An 11301-nucleotide genomic window follows, 5' to 3' on the forward strand; every position below is an offset into this window, starting at 1 on the left:
CCACACACCCGCCTGCGCCACACCAATCGGCTCCGCACCCACCACAACCGTCGACAAACCACCCAACTCACCCGGATCCAACACCCCCAACAACGACGGCACCACACTCGCCGACACCACACCACGCCCCCGAACCAACCCCGCCAACAACGACACATCCGCCCGCTCCGCCCCCGACGCCACCACCAACGTCCCACCCGACGCCAACGTCACCGCCACATCCAACACCGACGCATCAAAACTGAACGACGCGAACTGCAACACCCCAACCCCCGGACCCACCCCCATCACCGGACCCAACGCACCCACCAAATTCCGCAACCCCCCATGCGTCGCCACCACACCCTTCGGCCGCCCCGTCGAACCCGACGTATACACCACATACGCCGCAGACCCCGGCAACACCCCCACCCCAGGACCCACACCCCCCGACAAACCAGCCAACTCCTCCACCACACCACCATCACCCAAATCCACCACACCCACCCCCGCCACCGACAACTCCCCCAACCGACCACCCCGACCCACCACAACCCCAACCCCACTGTCCCCCACCATGAACTCCAACCGCTCCACCGGATACTCCGGATCCAACGGCACATACGCCCCACCCGCACGCCACACACCCACCACCGCAGCCACCATCTCCACACCCCGCGGCAAACACAAACCCACCACCGACTCCACACCCACACCCCGACCCCTCAACAACCACGCAAACCGATTCGCCCACACATCCAACTCCCCATACGACAACTCCACCCCCTCACACACCACCGCCACCGCACCCGGATCCACCACCGCCCACTCCGCAATCCGCTCCGGAACCAACCCACCCACCACACCCACACCCACACCCACACCGTTCCACCCCTCCAACACCAACGACCGCTCCACCGAACCCACCACGTCGATTCCACGCACCCGAACGCCCGGGTCGCCCACCGCCACCTCGACCACCCGCGTCAGCCACTCCGCGAACCGACCAGCCGCCCCCGCCTCGAACACGTCAGCGGACACAACGATGCGGCCGGTCAGGCCGGCCGGGGCGCCGTCCGCGTCGAAGACCTCGGTCGCCATGACGTCCAGGTCGAACTTGGTATTCCGAGCGCCCGTCAGCTGCTGGGTGACCATCCCTTCGACCCGCAGTCCCGGCAGGTCGACGCTGGCCTGGGCGTTGTTCTGGAGGGTCAGCATGACCTGGAACAGCGGGTGCCGCGCCAGGGAACGCACCGGCGCCAGCTCCTCCACCAGCCGCTCGAAGGGCACGTCCTGGTGCGCGAACGCGGCGAGACTCGTCTCCCGGACCCGCTCCAGCACCTGCCCGAACGTCGGATCACCCGACAGATCCGTCCGCATCACCAGCGTGTTCACGAAGAACCCGACCAGATCGTCCAGCGCCTCGTCGGTCCGGCCCGCGACCGCCGAACCGATCGGGATGTCCGTCCCCGCACCCACCCGCGACAACGTCACCGCCAGCGCCGCCTGCAACACCATGAACACCGTCACGCCACGCTCACGCGCCACCTCACGCAACCGCGCATGCACATCCGCCGACAGCTCCAGCGCCACCGCATGACCCTCGTGCGAGGCCACCGCCGGACGCGTCCGGTCGTAGGGCAGCGCCAGTTCCTCCGGAGCGTCCGCCAGCGCCTCACGCCAGAACCCCACCTGCCGCGACAGCACACTCTCCGGATCGTCCTCCGACCCGAACACCTCCTGCTGCCACAGCACATAGTCCGCGTACTGCACCGGCAGCTCCGCCCACGCCGGCTCTCGGCCCGCACACCGCGCCGCGTACGCCAGGGAGAGGTCCCGGGCCAGCGGTCCCATCGACCAGCCGTCACCCGCGATGTGATGCACCACCAGCATCAGCACGTGCTCATCCGGGCCTACGGCGAACAGCCGGGCCCGCAGCGGGATCTCCGAGTCCAGCGGGAAGACGTGGCGTGCCGCCTCCGCCACCGCGCCGTCCAGGTCCGCCGCGCTCACCTCGGCGACGGTCAGGGCGAAGCCCGTCTCCTCGACCGGCAGGATCCGCTGGTGCGGCTCCCCGTCGGCCACCGCGATCACCGTCCGCAGCACCTCATGGCGTTCCACCACGTCCCGCAGCGCGTCTTCCAGCGCGTCCCGGTTCAGCGCACCCGACAACCGCAGGGCCATCGGGATGTTGTACGTCGCGCTCGGCCCCTCCAACTGCGTCAGGAACCACAGCCGGCGCTGCGCGTACGACAACGGGATCATCGGGATTCCTCCTGTTTACGCATAACCGCGGCGGGGAGCTTGCTCCCGGTTCGAAGGTGTCGCATCCCGAGGGGCACGCCTTCGCGGCCTCCGCGACGGCGGCGGCTCGTCAGTCAACTGTCGGTTTCGTCGGGTGCAGTAGTTGTTTCGATTTTTACGAATTCTCGCCGGGAGTGTCGGTCATCAGGTCATCCCTTACGAGACGCGTCCACGGGCAGCCTTGGCCGAGCCAGTTCACTATGAGCCAGGCCGCATGCCTGATCAATCCCGGCGATCAAAACCGCCGGCCGTTCAACTGTGTCCCAACCGCACTTGAACAGGGACGGCCGGCCTCCCGGGGGCATTGCCCTCCGGCCGGCGAGCGTCCTTGTCAGGAGTTTCCCGCTTTTTCAGGGGACGTGCGCCGGACATAGCTGGATCTTCTGCTTAGCACCGGAAACACCCGTTTCGAGTCGCTCGCCCCCTCGGCTTCTCCGCAGGCAGCGGCCGTGCTCACCCCAGGTGAGGACAGGGAATCGGAGCCGCCGGTTCCGGAAAAACTCACCTGCCGCGGTGGAGATGTGAATGTAGGGTGGAGCCAGGAGAGCGTCTGGCAATCGCCGTACGGTCGCGTGATGGTCGCCCAGTGGCCGTTGACGTCCGTACGGATACCGGCCCGACTCACCCCGCTGCTTCAAGTACTCGTAGAACTACGTGGCACGACCCGGCCCTATGCACGGCACGACCCACGCACAGCAGATCCGAGATACTGATTAAATTGGGGGTTATCTTGATGCAATCCGGAAGTGAAAGGGTCACTCCTTCACCGGAACACTGCACCAAGACTTCCAGAAGCCAGATCACCACCGTCCCCACCGCCTCACTGCTGCCGGGCGACTCCCCGCGCTCCGAAGGCGTGAACGCCCAGCACATCGCCCGGCTCGCCGAAATCGAGGGGCCCCTGCCCGCCGTGCTGGTCGACCGGCGGACGATGCAGGTCATCGACGGAATGCACCGCTATCTGGCGGCGCTCTCCAACGGGCGGAAGACGATCGAGGTCGAATTCTTCGACGGAACCCCCGAAGAGGCGTATCTCCGGGCCGTGCAGGCCAACTCGGTCCACGGACTCCCGCTCTCGCCCGCCGAACGCAAGGCCGCGGCCGCCAGGATCATCGCGTCCCTCCCCCACATGTCCGACCGTGCGATAGCCAAGGCGGCGGGGCTGGGCGCCAAGGCCGTCGCCGCCATCCGCCGTCGGATGGACGAGACTCCCCAGCTCAACGCGCGCGTCGGCCAGGACGGCAAGGTCCGTCCGCTGGACAGCTCGGAGGCCCGGCACCGTGTCGCCGAGCTGCTGGCCGAGCGCCCGGACGCCTCGCTGCGCGAACTGGCGCGGCTCGCCTGCGTCTCACCGGCGACCGTCAGCGACGTCCGCAGACGGCTCGCTTCCGGCGAGCCCCCCGCGCCGGCGCGCTCCGGCGCCAGGAGCCGGACGGACAAGGGCCCGGTCGCCGATCGGCCCGCCGCGCGCCCCCAGCCGGCCGGGCGCAAGCCGCACCGCAGGATACGTCTGGTGGTGCAGGAGCCGGCGGTCGTGATCGACAAGCTGGCGCGCGACCCGTCGCTGCGGCACCGGGAGGAAGGCCGACGTCTGTTGCGTCTGCTCCAGCAGCACGCCATCGCCACCCAGGAGTGGCCCGCGCTGAGCACCGCCCTGTCCGCCGATTCCCGGGAGACGGTGGCGAGTCTGGCCCGGGAGTACGCCAAGACGTGGCTCGGCTTCGCGAAGGAGCTGGACGAGCGGCTGCAGGCCGGTCTCCTCGCCAGCGGGTGATCTCCCCCGCCGCCCACCGGGAACGGGCGGCCGCCGTCACGGTAATCGGCGGGGCAGCGGCTGGGGTCTGAACAGGAAGCCGCCCCAGCCGCGTACGGAGTCCGTCACCGGCCGCCAGTTCCCCTCCTGCCATCCGTGCATCGTGTACGACAGGGACACGGTGAGGCTGCGGACGGTCTCGGCCGTCCGCAGCCGGTCCGGGCGTCTGCGCCCCCACCGCAGCAGCAGGGTGGGCTGATCGCGCAGCAGGGTGGTGAACGCCCCGAGCAGCACGTCGCGTTCGTCTCCGCCGAACTGGACCCGCATGAAGTCGACCCGGTCCAGGTTCTCGCGTCGGCAGAGGTCGTCCACGGTGTCCGCCCGGCGGGCGCGGCCCGGACGGCCCGGCGCCAGACGGTGCACCTGCCCGTCCGGGCCGGCGAGGTTCCGCAGCGCCTCGGTGCACCGCGTGCAGCCGGCTCCCACGTCGAGACAGACGGCTCCGGGCGAGACCAGCTGGTCCAGTCCCGCGGCCTCCGGGTGCGGCACCGGCCGGTGCGGCCGGTCCTGGACGACCGGGTGGGCGGCTCGGGGCTGCCGGGAGAACCGGAGTCCCGGAAACACGACGACGGGACCGCGGGGGCCGCCCGCCGTGCGGCTCACGGGCGCCTCGGTCGGCGGTCCGCCGGCGCTCCCGCGCCCCGGCCCTCCGTGGTCTACCACTGCGCATCGGTCCTTCCGGGTGGACGGCCGCGCCGTCGCCGTTGTCGGGCGGACGGCACGCTGACGGTATGAGGCTAGGCCCTCGCCCGCCGTGCCGCGTCCTCCCCGGTGACAAGCCGGTGTCCTCTGCGGAGGGCACGTTCCCCGGTCGTCGCCTCCGGAAGGCGTACGCCTCTGGGGGTGTCATCCCCTGGGCGTACGCCTCCGGGCTGAGCCCGCCGCGCGGCGGTGCCGGACGCCGCGGGCGTGCGCACCGCGGCGGGCGGGCGTGCGGCCACGGTTCATCGGGCGGCGAGCCGGCGGCGGTCCACCGCCTGGTACAGGTCGCGGAGGCCGGCCCCGAGGTCTGCGGGGTCGCCGTGCTGGACGAGTTCGAGGAGGAGGGTCGCGCCGAGGTGGGGCGAGCGGCCCACGAGGGACAGCCGCCCGCGGTGTCCGCCGGGCTCCTCCCACAGGACCGGAGTGTCGAACTCGGCTCCGGAGTCGAGGAGTTCGCGGGTGGTGCGGGCGATGTCGTCCACCTCGAAGGAGAGCCGCTGCACGGCGCGGTCGGCGGGCGACGGGTGCGGGGCGGCCGTGGGGCCGAAGCCGGTCGCGGGCCCCGCGGACAGGAGGGTGAGCGTCGGGCCGCCCTGGAGTCCGCCCAGGTCCGCGGTGCGGTGCGGGTGCGGCCCGCTGGCGCGCGACCGGCGGTGGGCCAGTCCGAAGCCGTCCCGGTAGAGGCGGACGGCCTCCTCCAGGTCCGTCGCCCCGATGTCGATCGCGACGCCTCCGAGCCGCCGTACGTGTCCCGTGGGGGCGGGGTGCTGCGGCAGTGCCGCCCAGCGGTGGCCGGCCGGCCAGTCCCCCGGGGTGCGCTCGGCGGGCAGCAGGGTGTGCGTCACGCCGCCGGCGCCGGTGAGGATCGGGTTGCCCCGTACGGAGCCGACTTCCCGGGCGCCCGCGCGCAGCGCCTCCTCCGCCGTGGCGTCGACGTCGGTGCAGAGCAGGGCGATGTCGGCGACGCCGTCGCCGTGCGCGTCCAGGAACTTCCAGGTGGCGGGTCCGGAGGTGACGACGAGGTGGGTCGTCGCCCGGCGCAGCAGCAGGGAGCTGCGGTCGGAGCCGACGGAGTCCGCCAGGCAGGCGAATCCCATGGCCGAGACGAGGTACTGGGCGGTCCGCTGCTTGTCCTTGGCGTACACCTCGACATACGCGATGTCGTGCCCTGCCATGGGTGTTCCTTCCTGCGCGAGGTGGTCCGGTGGCCGTGGTGCGCGACTGCGTGCGCGCGGCGGCAGGAGGGGGCACGGGATCGGGCTCGCGCCGACGGGTTCCGTGCCGGCTCTCGCGTGACCGCGTGTCGCGGACGCCGCCGGGTGGTCAGTACTTGCCGAGGAACTCGACCAGGGCCGAGTTGATCTCGTCGGGGCGTTCCAGGTAGCCGAGGTGGCCGCAGTCGGCGATCTCGACGAGGTCGCAGTCGGGGATGGCGTCGGCCACCTCGGCGACCAGGTGGGGCGGGCAGATGAGGTCGTCGCTGAAGGCGACGGCCCGGCAGGGCACGGTGACGCCGCGCAGTGCGGCGCGCCGGTCGCCGAGGCTGTCGGCGGCCCCGGCCTGTCCCGGCACGGAGTCGCCGCCGCCGGTGAGTTCGAAGAGTTCCAGCATGGTGGTGACGGCGGTGTCGTTGTTGAGGGTCGCCGGGGAGAACATCTCCATGACCGTCTTCGCCGCGCTGTAGCCGGGCGGCAGTCGTACGCCGCTGTCGCGCAGCACGCGGTCGGCGGCGCTCTGGGCGCGCCGGAAGGCGTCCGAGCGGGCCCGGGTCGCCAACAGGAGTGCCGAGCGGACCAGTTCGGGGGAGGCGAGGGCGAGTTCCTGGGCGATCATCGCGCCGAGCGAGGTTCCCACGAGGTGGCAGGGGCCGAGGCCGAGTTGCTGGATGAGGCCGCGGGTGTCGGCGACCAGGTCGGTGAGGGTGTAGTCGCCGTCGGGGGCGTCCGAGGGGGCGATGCCCCGGTTGTCGAAGGTGATGGTCTCGTAGCCGGCGCGGTTGAGCGCTGGTGTCTGGTGCATCGTCCAGACGCGGCCCGACGCGGAGGATCCCATGATCAGCAGGACGGGCGTGCCGCTGCCCGACCTCTGGTAGGAGAGCCGGACACCGTTGGTGTTCACGAATGGCATGTCGAGCCCGTCCTCGTTGGGGGCAACTGGCCCTCTCCGTCGGGTCGTCGCGGAGAGTCGCGGGTGGCCGCCCCACCGCCGGCCCCCGTCGGTCCCGGCGCGTGGGCCGGGTGTCGCGCTCGATGGAGCCGCTCGGGCTCCGTCACGGCTTACGATCGCATCGCACCTCGGTGGCGATCAAGCGTTGCCGGGGTTTCACGGCCGGGGGCCGGTGGGGTGTTCAACCGCCACGTGCGCGCGGTTGGACACCGCACCGGCCGCCCCCGTCAGGCGCCGCGCCAGACGGGGGCGCGTTTCTCGGCGAAGGCGCGTGGGCCCTCGACGGCGTCCTGGCTGCGCCGTCGTTTCTCCTCCCAGGCGTAGGTCGCCGTGAAGGCCTCTTCCAGCGGCATGTCCACTGACCGCAGCACCGCTTCCTTGAGGGCCCGTACGGAGAGCGGGGCGCTGCGTCGCAGGGCGTCGGTCCAGGCGTCCACGGCGTCGTCCAGGTCCTCCAGGGGGACGACCTCGTTGACGAGGCCGTGGCGCAGTGCGTCGGCGGCGCTCATGCGGCGTCCGGTGAGCAGGTATCCCATCGCGGTCTTCAGGGGCATCTGCCGGGCGAGGCGGAAGGCGCCGCCGGCGCCGGGGATCAGTCCGAGGGTGGCCTCCGGCAGTGCGAACACCGCGTGGTCGGCGGCGACGACGAGGTCGCAGGCGAGGACGAGTTCGAATCCGCCGCCCAGGGCGTAGCCGTTGACGCGGGCGAGCACCGGTTTGGACAGGTCGAACCGGTCGGTCAGCCGGGGCGAGCCGGGCTGGCCGCGGCTGCCGAAGCTGGTCGGGGCGGTGCCCTCCTGGTCGAGCCGGGCGCGTTCGCGCAGGTCCTGTCCGACGGTGAAGGAGCGTTCGCCGGCGCCGGTGAGCACCGCCACCCGGATGTCGTCGTCGGCCTCGACGTCGTCCCAGACCAGGGCCAGTTCCTGGTGCATGCGCCGGTTCATGGCGTTGAGCACGTCGGGCCGGTCGAGGGTGATGCGGGCGACCTGGCCGTCCTTCTCGTACCGTATGCCGCTGTCGCCGCCGCCGATCACGGTGTGCGTCCGGGTTCCGGTGCGGGGGCGCCGCTGAAGCGGCCGACCTTGTCGATGACGTCGGAGCTGTAGAGGCGGATGGCCTGCTGCAGGGCGAACTCCGCCATGTAGCGGCGGAAGTCGTCCGGTGACTCCTCGGCCAGGTTGAGCATCCGCCGGTTGGCGAGGACGGCGCTGCCGCGCAGGCGTTCCACGCTGCGCTCCACGGCGAGGTCCAGGTCGGTCCGGTCGTGCACCTCGTCGATCAGGAAGCGGGCCTCGGGTTCGGTGGCGAAGATCCGCCGTCCTTCGAGGATCACCTGCCGCGCCAGGCGGGGGCCCGCGGAGCGGGTCAGCCGGAAGTTGGCGGCGCCCGGGACGATGCCCTCCTGTGCGGCGGGGAGGCTGACGTAGGCGTCCGCGGCGGCGATGACGTGGTCGAAGACGAGCAGCAGTTGGGCGCCGCCGCCGATCGCGAAGGAGTCGACGACGGCGACCCAGGGTTTGTCGGTGGTCCGTGGCCGCCAGCCGGGCCGGTCGGTGCGGACGCCGCGCAGCAGTTTGTGGATGTAGCCCAGTTCGCGGCGGAGCAGGAAGTCGACCAGGGAGATGTCTCCGCTGTGCAGTGCCTTGAGGTTGATGCCGGCGCTGAACACCCGTCGTCCCCGGTACCGGGGGTGGGTCATCTCGCCGCCGCGCAGGAGTCCGACCTCGACGGCCGGGTCGAGCAGGGCGAGGTCGACGGCGGTCTCCATGTCGTCGACCTGGGTGTTGTCCTCGGCGTTGAGGGCGTCGTCGCGGCACATGGTGAGGCGGGCCACCGCGCCGGCGCGTTCGAGGCGGACGGATCCGAGGTCGACGCTGCCCGTGCGGGTGAACTCGGGCAGCAGTGCGGTGGCGCGCGGTGTCGGCAGGAGCATCGTGTCGAGCAGGTGGGCGCCGGCCCGGGGCGAGCGCAGCACTCTGCTGAAGAAGATGCCCTGGTCGATCTCGTGGCCCTCTTTGCGGGCCTGTGGCCTGGCGCGTTCCGCGGCGAGTTGTTCGCCGGTGGGGACGAGGCCGGGGAAGGCGGTCGCCGCGGCTCCGGCGAGTTCGTCGACGCGCAGTGGGCGGGTGAGCCGGTCGGTGAGTTCGTCGTAGACGGCGTCGGTGTGGGTGTCCATGAACGTGGCGCGCAGGGTGCGTACGGTGTAGGCGGCCGTTTCGGCGTCGGCCTGTTGCCGTACGGTGCGCTCGCCGTGCGGGGGCAGGGCGGCCAGCAGGTGCGCGTGCCGTCGTGCGGCCTGCTTGAGGGTTTCCCTGGCCTGGGGCAGGGGGGTGCGGACGTCGTCCGGGTGCGGGGCGGTGGGTTCGTCGTCGGCGCTCATGCGCGCGCTCCCGTCGTGGCGCGGCGCAGGGCCCGGTCGCAGGCGGCGAGGTGGACGCCCAGCGCTTCCTCGAAGCTGGTGGCGGCGGCGTCGTGCAGGAGTTGGCGCCGGATGGCGAGTTCGGTGCCGGAGACGGCCGCGGCACGTTCGGCGGCGAGCCGGAGGGCGTCGGGTACGTCGTCCGTGAGCTGGTCGATCAGGTGCAGGGCCAGGGCGTCGGTCGCCTCGACCGGGGTGCCGTAGAGGACCGCGCGGCGGATGGGCGCCGCGTTCGCGCCGTGTCCGGCCAGCCGGTACAGGGCCATGCCGGGCCAGGTCGCGCCGCCTTCGAGCGGGAGCACCAGGCGCATGGAGCCGGTGGCGATGCGGTGGTCGGTGGCCAGCAGGACGTCCAGGGCGGGGCCGCCGCAGTCGCCGTCGGCGACGGCGACGGTGGGGGCGGGGAGCCGTTCCAGGCGGCGCAGGACGCGTTCCCATTTGCTCACCAGGGACACGGTCAGGTCGCCGGGCCACGGTCCGCGGGGGACTCCGGAGACCCGTACGACGACGCTGGCCCGTCCGTCGAGATCCTCGGCGGCGTCGCAGACCGCGGCGACGGCCGCCACCGTCTGGGCCGACAGGGGCTGTTGTCCGTCGATCCGCAGGGGGATCTCCTCGGACGCGGGGTGGGCCGTGTCCGTCGGTGTGCTGTTCATCGCTTCTCTCACCTGTTCCGTGGTCACCACTGCACCAGTGCGGTCTCGATGGTCGAGCCGGGACCCATCGTCATGAGGACGCCGTAGTCACCGGCGTGGGCGGCTTCCTCCTGGAGCAGGCGCTCGTAGGAGAACAGGAAGGAGCCGCTGGACAGGTTGCCGTAGTCCCGCAGTACGCCGGTGGTGTGCCGTACGTCGTGGCGGGTGAGCCCGAGGTTGACGCGTACGGCGTCGATCACCTTCTTGCCGCCGGAGTGGACGAGCCAGTGGGCGATGTCGCTGCGGCGCAGGCCGGCGCCGGTGAGCAGCCGGTCGACGACCTGTTCGGCGTTGGCGCCGACGACGTAGGGGACGAGCGGGTCGAGGTAGAAGCTGAACTTGCCCTGGTCGTCGTCCCAGTCGTAGCGCATCGCGTCGATGGCGTCGGTGATCAGGTGGCTCGCGAAGGCGAGGATGCGTGGTCCGTCGTGCACCGGCGGGGGGCCGGGCGGGCCGTAGGCGGCGTCGGGTGGGTCGGTGGTGAGCGCGACGGCCGCGGCGCCGTCCCCGAACAGGCTGTTGACGACGGCGGTGCGCATGCTGCCGTCGATGACGTAGGCGGCGGAGCAGGCTTCGGCGCACAGCATCACGGCGACCTTGCCGGGGTTGGCCGTGACCCAGCCGGCGGTGGCGTTGAGGGCGTTGAGGCCGGCGTTGCAGCCCATGCCGACGACGTCGACGCGGCTGGTGCGGGGCAGCAGGCCCATCTCCTTGATGAGGTGGGCGCTGAGGCCGGGGGTGAGGAAGCCGGTGGTGGTGGTGCAGCAGAGGTAGTCGACGTCGGCGAGGTCGAGTCCGGCGTCGTCCAGGCAGGCGCGTACGGCTCGGGCGCCCATGTCGAGGGCGTTGCGCTTGTGCTTGGCGAGGAGTTCGCCCTGGGGCTCGGCGAGGACGGCGCCGTCGGCGTCCCTCGGCGGGAGCACGAGGTGGCGGCGTTCGATGGCGCTGTTGAGGAAGACGGAGCGGACCTTGGGGTCGGTGATGCCGAAGAGGTCGAGGACCTCGCGCTGGGAGTAGGAGTGCTCGGTGACGGCGGTGCCGACACTCATGATCCGGGGGACGCCGAAGCCCTTGGCCGGTGCGGTGGGCGAGGCGTCGAGGAGAGCGGTGCCGTGCGGTCGCGCGCTGGCGGTCATCGGAAGGTCCACCCCCACATTCGTGGCTTGCTGCGGATGAGACGTCGTGCTGTGGACACGCGGGTTCGCTTTCTGTGTGTGGCGGGA

General features: G+C 71.6%; 9 protein-coding genes. 1 reads left to right on the plus strand and 8 read right to left on the minus strand.

Annotated elements, in window-relative coordinates; translation table 11 throughout:
• A partial coding sequence (locus tag ABEB07_RS00475; protein ID WP_345666509.1) for a condensation domain-containing protein occupies nt 1-2244 on the minus strand: 2244 nt, incomplete at its 3' end.
• Between the two features lie 895 nt (nt 2245-3139).
• Between ABEB07_RS00475 and ABEB07_RS00480 the strand changes: the two genes are divergently transcribed.
• Nucleotides 3140-4057, plus strand: a complete 918-nt coding sequence (locus ABEB07_RS00480) for a transcriptional regulator (RefSeq protein ID WP_345666510.1) — start codon at nt 3140-3142, stop codon at nt 4055-4057.
• 36 nt (nt 4058-4093) lie between these two features.
• Here ABEB07_RS00480 and ABEB07_RS00485 read toward each other — a convergent pair whose 3' ends face one another.
• The 7 genes from ABEB07_RS00485 to dpgA all read right to left on the minus strand — a co-directional run bounded on the left by ABEB07_RS00485 (nt 4094) and on the right by dpgA (nt 11214).
• The gene (locus ABEB07_RS00485; protein ID WP_176147280.1) at nt 4094-4699 is read right to left on the minus strand and encodes a class I SAM-dependent methyltransferase; all 606 of its coding nucleotides are present in this window, start codon (nt 4697-4699) and stop codon (nt 4094-4096) included.
• 341 nt (nt 4700-5040) lie between these two features.
• A complete protein-coding gene (locus ABEB07_RS00490) occupies nt 5041-5973 on the minus strand; it encodes a VOC family protein (protein WP_345666511.1) in 933 nt (310 codons plus the stop codon).
• Nucleotides 5974-6121: 148 nt separating this feature from the next.
• A complete protein-coding gene (locus ABEB07_RS00495; RefSeq protein WP_164588782.1) occupies nt 6122-6925 on the minus strand; it encodes an alpha/beta fold hydrolase in 804 nt (267 codons plus the stop codon).
• Between the two features lie 266 nt (nt 6926-7191).
• Nucleotides 7192-7998 carry an enoyl-CoA-hydratase DpgD gene (dpgD, locus tag ABEB07_RS00500; RefSeq protein ID WP_345666512.1) on the minus strand — a complete coding sequence of 269 codons (807 nt, stop codon included), beginning with the start codon at nt 7996-7998 and terminating at the stop codon, nt 7192-7194.
• On the minus strand, nt 7995-9344 hold the full coding sequence (dpgC, locus tag ABEB07_RS00505) for a (3,5-dihydroxyphenyl)acetyl-CoA 1,2-dioxygenase DpgC (protein ID WP_345666513.1): 1350 nt from the start codon (nt 9342-9344) through the stop codon (nt 7995-7997). The genes dpgD and dpgC overlap by 4 nt, the downstream gene beginning before the upstream one ends.
• Nucleotides 9341-10039: an enoyl-CoA-hydratase DpgB gene (gene dpgB, locus ABEB07_RS00510; protein WP_176147277.1), complete on the minus strand. Its 699-nt coding sequence runs from the start codon at nt 10037-10039 to the stop codon at nt 9341-9343. The genes dpgC and dpgB overlap by 4 nt, the downstream gene beginning before the upstream one ends.
• A gap of 23 nt (nt 10040-10062) precedes the next feature.
• Nucleotides 10063-11214, minus strand: a complete 1152-nt coding sequence (dpgA, locus tag ABEB07_RS00515; RefSeq protein ID WP_164588779.1) for a 3,5-dihydroxyphenylacetyl-CoA synthase DpgA — start codon at nt 11212-11214, stop codon at nt 10063-10065.
• Between the last annotated feature and the right edge of the window lie 87 nt (nt 11215-11301).

Origin of the sequence: Streptomyces similanensis (assembly GCF_039543625.1) — a bacterium.
GTDB classification, from domain to species: domain Bacteria; phylum Actinomycetota; class Actinomycetes; order Streptomycetales; family Streptomycetaceae; genus Streptomyces; species Streptomyces similanensis.